Below are 16398 nucleotides of genomic sequence, written 5' to 3'. Positions count from 1 at the left end.
CCTAGAACAGCGGCAGCCCGGTGACGGCCCTGCCGTAGAAGTCGTAGAGCGCGTCGGCGGTTGGCGCCATCACCGACCCCGCCCGGGCGTCGCGGAAGGCGCGTTCGATGGGCAGATGCTTGGAGAACGCGGCCCCGCCGCACACCCGCATGGCCGATTCGGTGATGGTCAGCGCGGCGTCGTTGACCGAGGCCTTCACACCCAGCACGTGGGTCAAGGTGGTGTCGTCGGGCGAGCTGACACTGTTGGCGGCGACCTCAAGGTACGCCTTTTGCGCGGCCAGCGTGGTGCCCATCCGAGCGATCTGGGCGCGGATCGTGGGCAGCTCGGCCAGGCTGCCACCGAGGTGTTCCAACCGGGCGGTCCCGACGTGCTTGACCGCGGCACCGGTGGCTGCGGTCGCCAAACCCAGTGAGACAGCCGCATTTCCGAGATTGAACCAGGGCAGTACCGTTTGCATCATGATGCCGAATCCGCCGCCGGCCTCCCCGAGACGATACGAATCCGGGATGCGAATGTCGACGGCCATTGGCGCGGAGGCATTCCCCCGCAGACCCATCCCGGTGAAGGTGCCCGCTACCCGCAGGCCCGGTGTGTCCGCCGGAACCGCGTAGAGGTCGACGTCGCCCGCGGCACCGTCGGCCGAACCGACGGACACCACATAGACGTCGGCGAACCCCGCCGAGGTCACCCAGCTCTTGTCGGCCCGCACCGCGATGCCGTCACCGTCGGCGCTCGCCGTGGACACGGGCGCCCAGAAGTGCGAACGAGAACCCGGTTCACTGAATGCCAAGGTGCCAAGTTGTTTTCCGGAAGCCATGTCCGCCAACAGATCCGGCAGACCCGGCGGAGGCGACGCGGCTACCGTGACAGCGGCCGCCATGTGCATCAAATAGATCATCGCCGTTGATCCACATGCAGCCGACAGCTGGGCGACCACCTCGGTGAATTCCACTGGTCCGGAACCCATTCCGCCGATCTCGCGGGGCAGCACCAGACCCAGCAGGCCGGTCTTGCGGAGGGCGTCGACCGCCTCGGCCGGGAAAGCACAGTCGGTGTCGACCCGCTCGGCGTGTTCTGCAGCGACGGAAACGACTTCCTGCACAACGCCCGGTGTGGCCATCACGCCCCTTCCACCCGTCCGATCCGGAATTCGGTTGCCAGACTCACCACCGCCGCGCACACGAAAACCGCTGCGGTGGTGTTCGTCCCGCCGAGCCACACCGCGGTCCGGCCGACTTGCAGGTAGATGGCGGCCGCGGCGGCCACCGCGACCACCGCCGCGACCAACGCGACGGTGCGCCAGCCGCGTTTGGCGGCCGCCAACATTGCCAGCGCGATCGCGATCAGCGCCAGTGCGCCGCGCAGGTTGTATTCCCCGAGGGAGAACTCCAACGCCCGTATCCCGACATAGGCGGGTCGATCATCGCCCAGGCCACGCCATACCGCGACAAGTCCGATCAGCCCAAGCACGATTCCCCAACCGGCCAGCAGCCGCTGCGCCGCCGTCCGAGCGGCCGACCCCGTGGCGGCGGCGCGCACCGCGTCGACGGCGGCGTACCGGGTCGAGCAGGTGAACAGCAAGACGACGTGGATGCCCAGCAGCATCGCGTACGCCCACGGCCACTCCCCGGGTGACTCGGCCACCGACAGCCCGATCGCGACCGACTGCCCGATCCCGATCAACGCGGCCAGCCGCACGGCCGTCCCGGTCAGCAGCAGCACCGCCAGCGCGGACTCCGCGAACAACACCCCCCAACCGAATGCCGTGAAGTACGGCAGCACGGCATGCTCGATCACCCAGCTGAACGGTGTGAACACCGGGTGTTCAACCGCCAGATGCGTGAAGTGATACAGGTCCCGCCGGCCGCGCTCACCGAAGTCCGGCGGCACCTTCCAGACCACGTTGTAGAGCCAGATCAACCCAGCCAACAGCCGCAGACCGGTCAACACGATCAGCCCGCCGGTGGCCGGCGGCGACTGAGGTGACAACAACAGTTCCGTGCCGCGACGCACCCGAGCCATCGTCATGAGGGCAGTATCACACGCGGCGCAAGCCCCAACTCGTCGCGAAGGCCAGGCATTTCTGCGTGGGCCAACGCCAAGCCGACCGGCGTGGCGTCGATCAACGGCTGGTTAACGCCGTGACGCGCCGCGTCAGTTCGTCCTGCGACATCCGACCCCTGACGACGTCGACGTTGCCGTGCGGGTCAACGAACGCGTACGCAGGCTGCTGGGTGACACCGAAATTCGCCCAGACCGACCCGTCGGTATCAGCCAGCTGGGTAAACGTTTTCACCGGGTATTTGTTGACGAACTCCTGCATTGCGGGTACTTGATCCAGGCCGGCCACCCCGACGAACGTCACTTCCGGGTGTGACGCGGCGACCTGGCCGACTACCGGCGCTTCGCCTTGGCACGTCGGACACCAGGGCGCCCAGAACCACAGCACCGCGGGCTTACCCAGCAGGCTTTCCCCGTGAAAGTCGTGCCCATCAAGGGTTTTGGCGCTGAACTGCAGCTGGGCGGGAACGGTTTGGCCCGCCGGCACCTGGGTGGCAGCGGCCGCGTCCCCGGTAGGTGCCACTGCGGGCTGGGATTTCGGCTGCGAACCACATGCAGTGACGATAATTGCGACTACGGTAAGTGCGCCAATCAGACGGGAATGAGTCACTGAGTGCCCTTACCTCCAAGCGAGCGGTTGATGTCGATGAGCTGATCCACCGACCATTGGTCGTCGGCATGACGCCCATAGTGCACAGCGGCGACAGTTCCATCGGCATCCAGGAGAAAGTCGGCGGGCAATCCCAGATGCGTTGTGCCGTCACCGAATCCGACGCCCGCCCGTTCCGGATCGTTGCGATGCAACATCGCCGCCGACCCCCGAACGGCAGCCCACAATGCCCGCGGATGAGTGATGGCGCCCAGACTTTTCTCTACGCCGAACTCGCGGTACTGCACTCGGTCGGGGTCGGCGATCACGGCGAACGGTAGCAAGGACTGGTATCCGCGCAGCGCGTCGGCCGCCGAATGAAAAAACACCACCTCGGTGATTCCACTGTCCGCAACCTCTTGGTGCCGGTTGGCGAAGCTGCGCAGGTGCAGGTGGCAGATCGGACAGGCCGCGAACCGCCGAAACTGCAGGTGTGTCCTTCCGGTCGCAGCCGGGACGTCCACCGGTTGATCGTTGATGTCCTGCAGACGGCGAGTCGGCACGGTCGCACCGCGGGCCAATCGAGTAGGCACCCCAATACCATACCGATGGCAAAACTCCGCCAAGAATCGGTTTGTCAGCGTGCTGACAGAGTGCCTGGGGCGCAGAACGGGCTTGCGTGTTCTCTTCGATCGACTAATTTCCCATTCAGGGCAAGCCAACCCGCACGCAATCCACGCGCGCTGACAATTGGCAGCACGATGACGGCATCGCCTGCTCTCAAGGAGGGGCCATGGCAGATCGGTCGGTGCGCCCGCTGCGGCATCTCGTTCATGCGGTGACTGGGGGCCAACCGCCTTCCGAGGCCCAGGTCCGACAGGCAGCCTGGATTGCGCGGTGCGTCGGTCGCGGAGGCTCGGCGCCACTGCACCGTGACGATGTGTCGGCATTGGCCGAAACGTTACAAGTCAAGGAGTTTGCCCCCGGGGCAGTGGTATTCCACGCCGATCAAACCGCGGACGGGGTGTGGATTGTGCGACACGGATTAATTGAGCTCGCGGTCGGCTCCAGGCGGCGCCGCGCCGTGGTGAACATCCTTCATCCCGGCGATGTCGATGGCGACATCCCGCTGCTACTGGAGATGCCGATGGTCTACACGGGGCGCGCCTTGACCCAAGCGACCTGCCTGTTCCTGGACCGGCAGGCGTTCGAGCGGCTGCTAGCTACCCACCCGGCCATCGCACGGCGGTGGCTGTCGAGTGTGGCGCAACGGGTGTCGACTGCGCAGATTCGGTTAATGGGCATGCTTGGCCGCCCGCTGCCCGCGCAGGTTGCGCAGCTCCTGCTCGACGAGGCAATCGATGCCCGTATCGAACTTGCCCAACGCACCCTCGCCGCAATGCTTGGAGCGCAGCGCCCATCGATCAACAAGATTCTCAAGGAGTTCGAGCGCGACCGATTGATCACCGTCGGGTATGCGGTCATCGAGATCACCGACCAACACGGATTACGCGCCCGGGCTCAATGACACAGCGCCGGTCCCACGGGCCACAACGACAGCATGTCGGCGCCGAATTCGTGCACTAGTACACCCATAAGCGCGCCGAGCACCAGGTGCGCGAGGCACACGGTGGTCAGGAATGCACCGGTGCTGACCGCGGAGGACATTCCGCCCACCCCGAGGGCGCGGCGCAGGGCCCGGTCGCGAACCCGCGGCCGCGGGTGAGGCCGTAGCCGGCACCGAGTAGCGGTGCGACGCCCCGGCGGCGAAACCGCAGCAGCGTGTCGGAATGACATGATCAAACAATCAATTGAATATACGAACATCTGAATCGAGGAATGGAGCGGCGGCATGTCCGGTGCAAAGAAGCTGATCTTCGAGCAGTTCGCCCTGGTCGGGCAAGCGCTGTCCAGCGGCCATCGATTGGAGCTGTTGGATCTGCTGGTGCAGGGTGAACGCAGTGTGGACGCGCTGGCTCGTGCGTCGGGGTTGACGTTTGCCAATGCCTCCCAGCACTTGTTGCAACTTCGGCGCGCCGGCCTGGTGACCAGCCGCCGGGACGGCAAACGGGTGATTTACGCACTGTCGGATCCGCAGGTGTGGGACGTAGTGCGCGCGGTGCGCGCTGTGGCCGAACGCAATCTGGCCTCGGTCGGCTCCCTGGTGCGGCAGTACTACACCGACAGAGACAGCCTGGAACCGATCAGCCGAGACGAGTTGCAAGCTCGGGTGGCCGCCGGGTCGGTGCTGGTCCTCGACGTGCGGCCGGCCATGGAATACGCCGCCGGGCATCTGCCCGGGGCAGTGAGCATTCCCCTCGACGAACTGGCCGAGCGGCTTGATGAACTCCCGTCCGGCATCGACATCGTCGCCTGCTGCCGAGGACCTTACTGCGTGTATGCCTATGACGCGCTAGAACTGTTGCGCCCCAACGGATTTTCTGCCCGCCGACTCGACGGCGGGTTCTCCGAATGGCTGGCAGCCGATCTGCCGGTTGTTCGAACATAAACCAGTCTCAGCGGAAGGAGCTAACCGATGACGATCACCGACCCCGCGGTATCCGCACACGCGGATGCGACGATCGGGCTGTTCGAAATCACCGATCACATCACGATCGATTCCACCCAAGGTGCCCACACCGTCGAGATGTGGTGCCCGGTCATCGGTGACGGCGCGTTTCAACGCGTTCTGGACGTCGAGGTGACCAGCGAGGATCCCTATGACCTCACGCGTGAGCCGGAGTTCGGGAACCTGATGTTGTACAGCCGGCTGCGCTTGGCGACGGCGGCGAGTTGGTCTATCCGCTATGTTGTGGAACGCCGGGCGATCGGGCATGCTCCGGATCCGGCACGGGCCCGCCCGTTGGCCACGGCGCAATTGTTCAGCCGCGCCTTGATCCCCGAAGCACATGTCGATGTCGATGAGCGCACCCGTACGTTGGCCCAAGACGTCGTCGGCCCCGAGACCAACCCGCTCGAACAGGCCCGTCGCATCTACGACTACGTCACCGGCGCCATGGACTACGACGCGACGAAGCAGTCTTTCCTGGGCAGCACCGAGCATGCCCTGACCTGCTCGGTGGGCAACTGCAACGACATCCACGCATTGTTCGTCTCGCTGTGCCGATCGGTCGACATCCCCGCACGATTTGTGCTCGGTCAGGCCTTGGAGCTACCGCAGCCCGGTGCGCAGGATTGCGAGGTGTGCGGCTACCACTGCTGGGCGGAATTCTTCGTCGCTGGGCTGGGTTGGCTACCGGCGGACGCCTCCTGTGCGACGAAGTACGGCACCCACGGCCTGTTCGCGAACCTGCAGGCCAACCACATCGCGTGGTCGATCGGCCGCGACATCCTGCTCGCCCCACCACAGCGGGCGGGCCGGAGCCTGTTCTTCGCCGGCCCCTACGCCGAGATTGACGGCGAAACACATCCGGCGCAACGCCAAATCCGTTTTACTGCAATGACATAACCGATCGTGTTAGTGACACGCCGGACTACAAAGACCGGGTTGGGGTCATTTCATGATGCAATTGTTCGACAGGCCCACGGAAGGAGCCGCAGGTGGCGACAATCGCGGCAAGCCCCACGCACAATGCCCTGGGCAAGGCCGCGCGCCGGCTGTTGCCCCTGCTGTTCGTGTTGTATGTGATCAACTTCGTTGATCGGGCCAACATCTCGGTCGCAGCCCTGGCGATGAACGCCGACCTGCGCCTGAGCGCCACCGCATACGGCACCGCCGCCGGCGTCTTCTTCCTCGGCTACGTCCTGTTCCAGGTTCCCGCCAACGCGGCGTTGGCGCGCTTCGGTGCCGGTCGAACGCTCACGGCGGTCGTCCTGGCTTGGGGTGTGTGCTCGGCGGCCACGGCCTTGGTCACCAGCGCGCACACCTTGTATCTGGCGCGCTTCGCCCTCGGCGTCGCCGAGGGCGGCTTCTTCCCCGGCGTCATCGCGTATCTGACGGTGTGGTTTCCGTGCGCGCAGCGAGCCCGCGCCGTAGCCACCTTTCTGCTGGCCATTCCGGTCGCCAACACGGTCGGCCTGCCGCTGTCTGGGCTGATCGTCGGCCACGTTCACATGGCCGGGCTACCCGGCTGGCGGGCAATGTTTGTGATCGAGGCATTGCCTGCACTGCTGCTGGCGCCGCTTCTTCGGCGCCTGTTGCCGGATAACCCGCAACGGGCAAGCTGGCTCACCCCCGAGGAACGTGCAGAGCTGTCGGCCCGGCTGACCGAGGACACCCCTGCCCCGACCGGTCGGTCGAGTGGAGCCGGTTGGGATCTTGTCCTTTTCGCTGTCGTCTACGGGGGCCTGTATTTCGCGCTGTATGCGTTGCAGTTCTTTCTGCCCCAACTAGTTGCGTCGCTGGCACACGGCACCGCCACGCTGACCGCTGCCACGTTGGCGGCCCTGCCGTACGGTGTCGCCGCGCTGGCCATGTTGGCCTGGAGCCACCGCAGCATCGACCGCTCGGGCGCCCAAGCGGGCCATATCACACTGCCAACAACGGCCGCGGGCAGCGCCGCGCTCGGTGCGGCATTGAGTCCGATGTCACCGATAGTGACGCTGAGTTGGCTGACCATCGCCGTCGCCGGAATCCTTGCCGCGATGCCCGCTTTCTGGAGCCGTTGCACCGCCGCGCTGGCCGGTCCCCGGGTCGCCGTGGCCATCGCGACGGTCAATGCCGTGGCCAGTCTGGCGAGCTTCGCCGGTCCCTACGCCACCGGCCACCTCAAAGACGCCACCGGCACTTACCATCTCGCGTTGCTGACCGTCGCCGCCGTACTTGCTGCCGCGGCGGCTTGTAGCTTGCTACTGCGGCACGCTGGCCGGACAGTATGCGCCAACGACTCCGAAATCATGCTGCACCCGTCGCCGGCGACCCCGTTCGTCTAATACTGCAACTATACGAACGTACCGAACCACGTCGTCACAGCGGACAAGACACCGTAAGTACCAACCGCTATTGCCAGCACTGCCATCAGCCGCCACCGTAACCGGCGGATTGCGTTGACGCTACATCGGTTTCGATGTCGTAGCGCCCACCACACCAGAATGGCAAGCACCGCGAGCCCGCTCACGCGGAACCACCACGCGTAGTTGTCATAGAGGTCGTTCGCCCACGCGAAAGCCGTTGCCGCACTAATAATCCCAACCAACGCCAGGATGGTCGGCCCGACACAGCACAGCATGCCGACCAGCCCACTGATGATGCCGATACGCCATATCGGCAGCTGGTCAGGCGTCGCGCGCCGATCTAGGCCCGCCGCGTGGTCCGCGGGTCCGACCGTTGGCATCACGCCGCTATTTGCCGAGCCACGCCACAACCCGGCGCGCCAAGCCATGCCGACTCTCGGATTCACCTTCGACCGTCACACCGTGCCAGAACGCAACATGGTTTTTGATCCGGCGAGCCAGTGGACTGGGCCGGCGGTAGTACCAGGCAGCGTCCGGGTTAACCGGACCATAGGGGCCGTCCACGACGACGTTGTAGTAATGGGCCAGACCCTTCCATGGGCATATCGACGTGGTCGGGCTTTCGATTAGATGCTCGCGGTGCAGCGACTCGGGCGGAAAGTAGTGGTTGCCTTCCACCCGTACGGTTCGCGGCGCCTCAGCGAGCACTGTTCCATTCCACACAGCACGAATCATGGACTCGGCCTCCTTGGGTCCTGCCAAACGTGTCACTGTCGATAATGCACTCGCGGAGCCGGCGTGCGCCGGCAAACTGTCATCGTGGCGACACGATCAGTCAGATCACCGGCGTATTGCTTCACGCTGCCATTCGCCCACCAGGCACTGATGCCGATTAATGTGGTAGCAACGGCCGGCTCCAATCGGTACGCCGACGACCATGGCCACTGCATGGCATCAAGATGTATTGTGCCCAAGCATATTCCAGTGACTTGGTGGCCCAAGACTGATTCAGTCAGTCCGCAGTTGGGCTGGCTGGAGAAAGCTACCGACGACGCCCCTGCCGAGCCGCCACGAGCAGCTTGCCGGCTGGCCCCGGCACGTCCATTCGAGTATCCCGGTCGCCGTGACATTGACCCCGTTCAACCGGGTGCAAACCCACGAAATGTTCAAACACCTCAATCACACCCAGCCCAATCGACGCCTACAACGACCTCCACCCCACCCGGCAAGCCCCGCCGCCAATCAACTGCACTGCGGCTGGGCCGCCACGCTAGAGCTCGACCGCGCGGCTCCTCAGCGGCCCATCCCAGCCCGCATCGTCGCCACGCTAGAGCTCGACCGCGCGGCTCCTCAGCGGCCCATCCCAGCCCGCATCGTCGCCACGCTAGAGCTCGACCGCGCGGCTCCTCAGCGGCCCATCCCAGCCCGCATCGTCGCCACGCTAGAGCTCGACCGCGCGGCTCCTCAGCGGCCCATCCCAGCCCGCATCGTCGCCACGCTAGGGTCGGCCCCATGGCGCACCTACTCGGAGCCGAGGCCGTGCACCTGGCCTATCCGACTCAGGTGGTGTTCGAGGCAGTCACGCTCGGGGTCAACGACGGGGCGCGCATCGGCATCGTCGGGCGAAACGGCGACGGCAAATCCAGTCTGCTGGGCCTGCTCACCGGTCAACTGCGGCCGGACTCCGGTCGGGTCACCCGGCGTAGCGGATTGCGGGTGAACGCGCTCAGCCAAACAGACACCCTCGACCCCAACCGCACCGTCGGCTGGACGCTCATCGGTGACCAACCCGAACACCAATGGGCGGGCAACCCGCGTATCCGGGACGTGGTCGCCGGCCTGGTATCCGACATCGCCTGGGACACCCCGGTCAGCACCCTCAGCGGTGGCCAGCGCCGACGGGTGCAACTGGCCAGCCTGCTGGTCGGCGAATGGGACGTGATCGCTCTCGACGAGCCCACCAACCACCTCGACATCCAAGGCATCACCTGGCTCGCCGACCACCTACGGCGGCGCTGGGCCCGCAATACCGGCGGCCTACTCGTGGTCACCCACGACCGCTGGTTCCTCGACGAGGTCGCCACCACAACATGGGAAGTGCACGACGGAATCGTCGAACCTTTCGAAGGCGGCTACGCGGCGTACGTGCTGCAGCGCGTCGAGCGGGACCGGCTGACCGCCGCGGCCGAAGCCAAGCGGCAGAACCTGCTGCGCAAGGAGCTGGCTTGGTTGCGCCGCGGCGCACCGGCGCGGACCTGCAAGCCCAAGTTCCGGATCGAGGCCGCCAACCAACTGATCGCAGACGTGCCGCCACCGCGCAACACCGTGGAGCTGGCCAAGCTGGCGGCCGCTCGGCTCGGAAAGGACGTCGTCGACCTGCTCGGCGTGTCGGTCTCGTACCAGCCTTCTGGGGGCCGCCCGGTGTTGCGCGATATCGAATGGCGGATCGGCCCGGGTGAACGTATCGGCATCGTCGGGGCTAACGGCGCCGGCAAGTCGACCCTGCTGGGCTTGATCGCCGGCACCGTCCAGCCCGGTGTCGGACGTGTCAAGCCGTCCGGCTGGCAGTGCTCGATCAGCACGGGGACGATCTGGCACCGTTTGCCGACGACCGGATCGCCGATGTGCTAGGCAGGCTGCGTGGCGGCTATCAGGTCGAAGGCCGCGAGGTTACCCCGACCCAGCTGCTAGAGCGTCTCGGGTTCCGCCGGGACCAGCTGTCCGCGCGAGTCGACGACCTCTCCGGTGGTCAGCGTCGGCGGTTGCAGCTCATGCTGACGCTGTTGTCCGAGCCGAACGTGCTGCTCCTCGACGAGCCCACCAACGACGTGGACACCGAGATGCTGACGGCGACCGAAGACCTGCTTGACTCGTGGGCGGGTACGTTGATCGTCGTCTCACACGACCGGTATCTGCTCGAGCGGGTCACTGACCAGCAGTACGCGATTCTCGATGACCGGTTGCGGCACCTGCCCGGCGGCATCGACGAATACCTGCAGCTGGCTGCCCGCGTTAGCGCCCCAGCACCGGCCGAGCGGCCAGCGCCGCCGGCGATGTCGGGCGCACAGCGACGTGCCACCGAAAAAGAGTTGGCCGCAGTCGACCGTCAACTCGCCCGCCTGGCCGACCGGGTGGCCGCCAAACATACCGAACTGGCCGAGCATGACCAGTCCGACCACGTCGGCATCACCCGGCTGACCCAGCAACTACGTGTCCTGCAAGACCACGTCGCGGCGATGGAGAATCGCTGGCTGGAGCTTTCGGAGATGCTCGAATGAGGACGTATCGGACGGTGCGCTACCCGCTTGGCGAAGCGCTGCTGGCGCTGTATCGATGGCGCGGTCCGCTGATCAACGCCGGAGTCGGTGGGCATGGCTACACCTATCTCCTGGGAGCAGAGGCCAACAGATTCGTGTTCGCCAATGCCGACGCGTTCAGCTGGAGCCAAACGTTTGAGAGCCTGGTTCCCGTCGACGGGCCGACCGCGCTGATCGTCAGCGACGGCGCGGACCACCGGCGCCGCCGCAGTGTGGTGGCACCGGGGCTGCGGCACCATCACGTCCAGCGCTATGTGGCAACGATGGTGTCCAATATCGACACGGTGATCGACGGTTGGCAGCCCGGACAGCGGCTGGACATCTACCAAGAGTTGCGCTCGGCGGTCCGGCGCAGTACCGCCGAGAGTCTGTTCGGCCAGCGCCTCGCCGTACATTCCGATTTTCTCGGTGAGCAACTGCAGCCCCTGCTGGACCTAACCCGACGGCCGCCTCAGGTGATGCGGCTGCAGCAGCGGGTCAACTCGCCCGGGTGGCGACGGGCCATGGCAGCCCGCAAACGCATCGACGACCTCATCGACGCTCAGATCGCCGACGCGCGCACGGCACCCAGACCCGACGACCACATGTTGACGACGTTGATTAGTGGCTGCTCTGAAGAGGGTACTACGTTAAGCGACAACGAGATTCGCGATTCGATCGTTTCGCTGATCACCGCGGGGTACGAGACCACCAGCGGCGCGCTGGCCTGGGCGATCTACGCACTGCTGACCGTGCCCGGCACCTGGGAGAGTGCGGCCAGCGAGGTCGCGCGCGTGCTGGGTGGCAGAGTCCCCGCCGCCGATGACCTGAGCGCGCTCACCTACCTCAACGGAGTTGTTCACGAGACGCTGCGCCTGTACTCGCCCGGCGTGATCTCGGCCCGCAGGGTGCTGCGTGACCTCTGGTTCGACGGGCATCGCATCCGGGCGGGACGCCTGTTGATCTTCAGCGCCTACGTCACCCACCGGCTCCCAGAAATCTGGCCCGAGCCAACCGAATTCCGTCCGCTGCGCTGGGATCCCAACGCAGCGGACTACCGCAAACCCGCGCCACATGAATTCATCCCGTTCAGCGGCGGGCTGCACCGATGCATCGGAGCCGTCATGGCCACCACCGAGATGACCGTGATTCTCGCTCGGCTGGTCGCCAGGGCCATGCTGCAGTTGCCCGCTCAGCGGACTCACCGCATTCGGGCGGCCAACTTTGCCGCGCTGCGCCCCTGGCCGGGATTGACCGTTGAAATCAGGAAGTCAGCGCCAGCGCAGTAAGACGAGTTCCGTGCAGAAACCAGGACCCATCGCCAGCATCAGCCCGGCGCTTCCGCTGGGTGGCCGCTTTTCGATGGTGTCGCGCAAAATATGCAGTATCGAGGCCGACGAAAGGTTGCCGATCTCGCCCAGCGAGCGCCAGGTCAGCTCGAGCGCCTCGGGAGGCAGCGCGAGGCTCGTGGCGACGGCGTCGATGACCTTGGGACCACCGGGATGGCTCACCCAGGCGCCGATGTCGTCTTTGGTCAGCCGATGGGCATCAAGAAACGTGGTGACGTCATTGGCTAGGTACCGTTCGATCAGGTTCGTCAGGTCCGGGGAAAGCCGCAGCCGCAGGCCATGGGAACCGACATCCCAACCCATGATGTGCAGCGAGTCGGGGTACAGGCTGCTGCGCGAGTCCAAGATGTCCGGTCCGCCAGCGCGAACCTGCTCGGCGCGCCGGTCGCCGACGGCGACCACCGCGGCTGCTCCGTCGCCGAACAGTGCGGTCCCGACCAGACTCGACACGGTTGGTTTGACCGCGGGATACGTCAGCGAGCAAAGCTCAACCGAGACCAGAACCGCGACGTCGTCGGGCGCGCCACGCAGGTAGTCGCGCAGGCGGGCCACGCCCGCCGCCCCTGCCACGCAGCCCAGACCGAACAACGGCATCCGCCGCACGTCGGGGCGCAGACCAAGCCGCCCGGCGATCCGGGCATCCAAAGACGGCACCGCGACGCCGGTGACGGTTGCGGTGGCGATCATGTCGATGTCGCTGGGGCGCAGGTTGGCATCATCGAGCGCGCCCAGCAAGGCCTCGACGCCAAGGTCGACAGCCTTCTCGATAAAGATCTCGTTGGCGTCGCCGAAGTCGGTCAGCGACGGGTATTGCTGCAGCGGCAGCACCAGGTGTCGACCGTTGACCTTGGCGGCGGCATGCAAACGCCGAATGATCTCCTCGTGTTCCTTAAGGCCGGGAAACTCGACAAACGAATCAGTGATCTCACTTTGGCTATAGCGATGCGGCGGCAACGCACCGAACACACCCGCGATGACGCTCATGCCCCTGCCCACTTAAGTTACTTGCCACCCTCGAAGCCCAAAGTTTAAGCCACATTACGCGATCTCGCAAAAACATCGCTATTCAACGCCTGTCGTATTTGCACCTATGCCGATAGCATAATTTGAGCCTGCCAGGACGGATTTCGTCATCGAATATCGTTCTCGTCCTCATCGAGCGCCAGCCCGATAAGAGCTTCGGGGCTTAACGAGTCGATAACCTCGTCGCTGACGGTCCGACCAGCCAAGGACTCCTCGGGCTGGCCGGCCAGCAGCAGCAATTTGTCCAGCAAGCCGGTGCGTCGAAGCTGGTGGATAGGAATGTTTTTCAGCAGCTGCCAAATACTCTCGTCGTCGGATGATTCGTGTTGGCCGCCTAAGAGCTGGCCAAGGCATTCGGCGAGGGCACTCGCAGTGGGATAGTCGAAGATCAAAGTGCGCGGCAGCGACAAGCCGGGCAAACCGATAGCCATCTGGAGACGATTGCGTAGTTCGACCCCGCTCATTGAATCAAATCCCAAGTCTTGGAAAGCACATTCGGGGTCGATGTCATGGCTGCTCTTGCGACCCAAAACGATTGCTGCATGGAAGCACACCAACTCTACCAGCTGGCGCTGCAGTTCCGGTGGGGCTAGGCTTTGCAATCGCGCAATTGCGCCGGCGTCTTTGCCCGTCTGGTCCACCGACAACTCGCCATTGTCACCTAACCAAAACCGCTGCCGGGCAAATCCATACGTCGGCAACTCCACCCGCCGGCCGCCCAAACCCGCAAAGACCGAAGACCAATCAACCGCCACCCCTTCGGCGAACAGTCGCCCCACCCCGGCCAGCACCGACTCCACCTCAGGCCGATCCCTGGCTAGCAGCGCCACCGACGCCTCCAACCCGGCACCGGGACCCACTTCCACAAACACCCTGGCCCCGAGGGATTCAGCCAATCCCACACCGTCGAAGAACCGCACCGGCTTGCGCACATGTTCAACCCAATACGCCGGCGACCCATACCCAGCACCGGCCAGCTGACCTGTCACATTCGAGACCAACCCAATCCGCGGCGCCCGCACGCAGACATCAGCCAGCACCTTCGAGAACTCCTCGACCATGGGGTCCATCAACACCGAATGAAACGCATGCGACACTGCCAACCGCCGCACCCGCCGACCCAACCCCACCAATCGATCCACTACCACACCCACGGCAGCCTGCTCACCCGAAATCACCACCGATTCCGGCGCGTTCACCGCAGCGATGCACACGCCCTCGGTGAGCAACGGTGCCACTTCGTCTTCGCTGGCCGCTACGGCCACCATGACCCCACCAGCGGGCAACGCCTGCATCAACCGGCCGCGCGCCGCCACCACCCGCGCGGCATCCACCAGCGACAACGCCCCGGCCACATACGCCGCAGCAATCTCACCCACCGAATGACCCATCACAAGATCGGGCAGCACACCCCAGTCTTGCAACAACGCGGCCAATGCCACCTGGACGACAAACAACGCCGGCTGAGCAAACTCTGTGCTTTCCAATAGCCCGGCATCGGCGCCCCACATCACCTGCCGCACAGACAGCCGCAGCTGCCCATCCAACACCGCAACGACCTCGTCAAAAGCCCGGGCAAACACCGAGTACCGGCCGTACAACTGCCGGCCCATCCCCAGCCACTGCGACCCCTGTCCGGGAAACACAAACACCGTCTTGCCCACCGACCGCGCACGACCCACCACCACACCCGCGCCCGGCTCACCGGCGGCCAACCCCGCCAACCCCGCCATCAGACGCCCCCGATCAGCGCCCACCACCACCGCGCGATGGTCGAACACCGACCGGGTACTCACCAACGACCACCCCACATCGAGCGCGGTCAGGCCGTCGTCGGCAGTCAGGTGCGCCAACAACCGCCCCGCCTGGTTGGTTAGCGCCTGCGGCGACCGCGCAGCCAACACCCACGGCACCGCCACCGGAGCGTTACTACCCGCTGCGGCAACAGATTCCACTATCTCTGGCGACTGCGTCGGACCCTGTTCCAGGATCACATGCGCGTTCGTCCCACCCATGCCAAACGACGACACCCCAGCCCGTCGCGGCTCATCCGCCACCGGCCACGGCGTCAACGCGGTGTCGACCCGAAGCCCAAGGCTATCCAAATCAATTGCGGCACCGACGTAGTTGAGGCTGGGTGGAATCACGGCATTTTCAATCGCTAACACCGCCTTGAGTAATCCGGCGATTCCAGCGGCTCCCCCGGTATGACCAATATTGGTCTTGACCGACCCCACACTCACCGGGCGACGTTGCCGCGCCGCGAAGATCTCACCCAGCGCCCGCGCCTCGATCGGGTCGCCGATCTTGGTGCCGGTCCCGTGTGCCTCGACGTAGTGAACCTGATGGCAATCCACCCCCGCGCCGGACATCGCCCGCCTGATGACGTCCACCTGGCCGGCGACCGACGGCACGGTCAGCCCGGTAGCGCTGTGCCCGGCGTTGCCGACCGCGCTGCCGCGGATGATCGCGTGGATTCGATCTCCGTCGTCCAGGGCAGCTTGCACCGGCTTCAGCAGAACGAGGCCACCGCCGTCGCCTGGTACGTAGCCGTCGGCACGTTCATCGAATGCGTAGGTATGGCCGGACGGCGATACCGCGCCGAATTCTTGTTCCAGCATGGCTGTTTCGCGTGCCAAGTTGAGGTGAACACCACCGGCAATCGCCAGCGGCGCTTCGCCTGTTCGCACGCTTTCGCATGCCAGATGCACCGCTACCAGGGATGACGACTGACCGGAGTCGATCGTCACGCTTGGTCCACGCAGCCCGAAAGCAAACGACACGCGGTTTGCGATGATTGCCCGACTAGTGCCAGCGAACGCGTGATGGTCAACACGGTCCGCCGCGAGCGTCAGTACTGCGTAGTCGTCGTTCATCGCTCCGAGGTAGACCGCGATCGGTTGTCCGCGCAGCGTTTCCGGCACCACGAAAGCGTCTTCGAGCAGTTCCCAGGTGAGTTCGAGCGCCAGTCGTTGCCTGGGGTCCATCGCGCTCGCCTCGCGGGGGGATAGGTTGAAAAAGTCGGCGTCGAAATCGGCGACGTTGTCAATGGATCCAGCAGCCTCTCGCCCGTCGCGCAACAGGTCCCAGAGGTCGCCGGGGCTGACGACGGTGGGAAACCTGCATGCCAGCCCGATGATTGCGATGCCTGTCGGTTGCACGT

The 16398-nt window shown here is 65.2% G+C and carries 14 protein-coding genes and 1 pseudogene; 6 read left to right on the top strand and 9 right to left on the bottom strand.

From position 1 onward, the window contains the following. Window position 1: 1 nt before the first annotated feature. The 4 genes from fadE16 to Rv1676 all read right to left on the bottom strand — a co-directional run bounded on the left by fadE16 (window position 2) and on the right by Rv1676 (window position 3375). The gene (gene fadE16 / locus Rv1679) at window positions 2-1123 is read right to left on the bottom strand and encodes an acyl-CoA dehydrogenase FadE16 (RefSeq protein NP_216195.1); all 1122 of its coding nucleotides are present in this window, start codon (window positions 1121-1123) and stop codon (window positions 2-4) included. After that, window positions 1123-2025, bottom strand: a complete 903-nt coding sequence (locus Rv1678) for an integral membrane protein (protein ID NP_216194.1) — start codon at window positions 2023-2025, stop codon at window positions 1123-1125. The genes fadE16 and Rv1678 overlap by 1 nt, the downstream gene beginning before the upstream one ends. A 100-nt stretch (window positions 2026-2125) precedes the next feature. Then, a complete protein-coding gene (gene dsbF, locus Rv1677; RefSeq protein ID NP_216193.1) occupies window positions 2126-2674 on the bottom strand; it encodes a lipoprotein DsbF in 549 nt (182 codons plus the stop codon). After that, a complete protein-coding gene (locus Rv1676) occupies window positions 2671-3375 on the bottom strand; it encodes a hypothetical protein (RefSeq protein NP_216192.1) in 705 nt (234 codons plus the stop codon). Before Rv1676 ends, dsbF begins: the two co-directional genes overlap by 4 nt. 71 nt (window positions 3376-3446) lie before the next feature. On the opposite strand from Rv1676, the gene cmr reads away from it, so the two are divergent. From cmr to Rv1672c, 4 genes are all read left to right on the top strand, one after another. Further along, window positions 3447-4181, top strand: a complete 735-nt coding sequence (cmr, locus tag Rv1675c; RefSeq protein ID NP_216191.1) for an HTH-type transcriptional regulator Cmr — start codon at window positions 3447-3449, stop codon at window positions 4179-4181. Window positions 4182-4505: 324 nt separating this feature from the next. After that, window positions 4506-5162 carry a transcriptional regulator gene (locus Rv1674c; protein ID NP_216190.1) on the top strand — a complete coding sequence of 219 codons (657 nt, stop codon included), beginning with the start codon at window positions 4506-4508 and terminating at the stop codon, window positions 5160-5162. Between the two features lie 27 nt (window positions 5163-5189). After that, window positions 5190-6122 (top strand): hypothetical protein, encoded by a 933-nt coding sequence (locus Rv1673c; protein ID NP_216189.1) that lies wholly within the window; start codon window positions 5190-5192, stop codon window positions 6120-6122. Between the two features lie 92 nt (window positions 6123-6214). Beyond that, entirely contained in the window at window positions 6215-7546 is a 1332-nt protein-coding gene (locus Rv1672c; RefSeq protein ID NP_216188.1) for an integral membrane transport protein, read from the top strand. An 8-nt stretch (window positions 7547-7554) separates the two neighbouring features. On the opposite strand, the gene Rv1671 is transcribed toward Rv1672c, so the two are convergent. The 3 genes from Rv1671 to Rv1669 are packed head-to-tail and all read right to left on the bottom strand — an operon-like array spanning window position 7555 to window position 8697. Beyond that, window positions 7555-7947: a membrane protein gene (locus Rv1671; protein ID NP_216187.1), complete on the bottom strand. Its 393-nt coding sequence runs from the start codon at window positions 7945-7947 to the stop codon at window positions 7555-7557. A 7-nt stretch (window positions 7948-7954) separates the two neighbouring features. Next, window positions 7955-8302, bottom strand: a complete 348-nt coding sequence (locus tag Rv1670; RefSeq protein ID NP_216186.1) for a hypothetical protein — start codon at window positions 8300-8302, stop codon at window positions 7955-7957. 32 nt (window positions 8303-8334) lie between these two features. Further along, window positions 8335-8697 carry a hypothetical protein gene (locus Rv1669; protein NP_216185.1) on the bottom strand — a complete coding sequence of 121 codons (363 nt, stop codon included), beginning with the start codon at window positions 8695-8697 and terminating at the stop codon, window positions 8335-8337. A gap of 382 nt (window positions 8698-9079) precedes the next feature. On the opposite strand from Rv1669, the pseudogene Rv1667c reads away from it, so the two are divergent. Then, window positions 9080-10845, top strand: a pseudogene (locus tag Rv1667c). Window positions 10846-10859: 14 nt separating this feature from the next. Then, a complete protein-coding gene (cyp139, locus tag Rv1666c; protein NP_216182.1) occupies window positions 10860-12152 on the top strand; it encodes a cytochrome P450 Cyp139 in 1293 nt (430 codons plus the stop codon). Here cyp139 and pks11 read toward each other — a convergent pair. Further along, complete coding sequence (gene pks11 / locus Rv1665; RefSeq protein ID NP_216181.1) at window positions 12135-13196, bottom strand: chalcone synthase; 1062 nt, start codon at window positions 13194-13196, stop codon at window positions 12135-12137. The genes cyp139 and pks11 overlap by 18 nt on opposite strands. Before the next feature lie 146 nt (window positions 13197-13342). Next, on the bottom strand, window positions 13343-16396 hold the full coding sequence (gene pks9, locus Rv1664) for a polyketide synthase (protein NP_216180.1): 3054 nt from the start codon (window positions 16394-16396) through the stop codon (window positions 13343-13345). Window positions 16397-16398 lie beyond the last annotated feature (2 nt).

It is taken from the genome of Mycobacterium tuberculosis H37Rv (genome assembly GCF_000195955.2).
Classification (GTDB): Bacteria; Actinomycetota; Actinomycetes; order Mycobacteriales; family Mycobacteriaceae; genus Mycobacterium; species Mycobacterium tuberculosis.
The sequence above is the reverse complement of the archived record's forward strand: the minus strand, read 5'-3'. Positions and strand labels throughout refer to the sequence as shown.

Excerpts from the sequence above, each read along its gene's own strand:
- fadE16 (NP_216195.1), bottom strand. The coding sequence starts at position 1,123 with ATGGCCACACCGGGCGTTGTGCAGGAAGTCGTTTCCGTCGCTGCAGAA.
- Rv1678 (NP_216194.1), bottom strand. The coding sequence starts at position 2,025 with ATGGCTCGGGTGCGTCGCGGCACGGAACTGTTGTTGTCACCTCAGTCG.
- cmr (NP_216191.1), top strand. The coding sequence starts at position 3,447 with ATGGCAGATCGGTCGGTGCGCCCGCTGCGGCATCTCGTTCATGCGGTG.
- Rv1674c (NP_216190.1), top strand. The coding sequence starts at position 4,506 with ATGTCCGGTGCAAAGAAGCTGATCTTCGAGCAGTTCGCCCTGGTCGGG.
- Rv1673c (NP_216189.1), top strand. The coding sequence starts at position 5,190 with ATGACGATCACCGACCCCGCGGTATCCGCACACGCGGATGCGACGATC.
- Rv1671 (NP_216187.1), bottom strand. The coding sequence starts at position 7,947 with ATGCCAACGGTCGGACCCGCGGACCACGCGGCGGGCCTAGATCGGCGC.
- Rv1670 (NP_216186.1), bottom strand. The coding sequence starts at position 8,302 with ATGATTCGTGCTGTGTGGAATGGAACAGTGCTCGCTGAGGCGCCGCGA.
- Rv1669 (NP_216185.1), bottom strand. The coding sequence starts at position 8,697 with ATGTCACGGCGACCGGGATACTCGAATGGACGTGCCGGGGCCAGCCGG.
- pks11 (NP_216181.1), bottom strand. The coding sequence starts at position 13,196 with ATGAGCGTCATCGCGGGTGTGTTCGGTGCGTTGCCGCCGCATCGCTAT.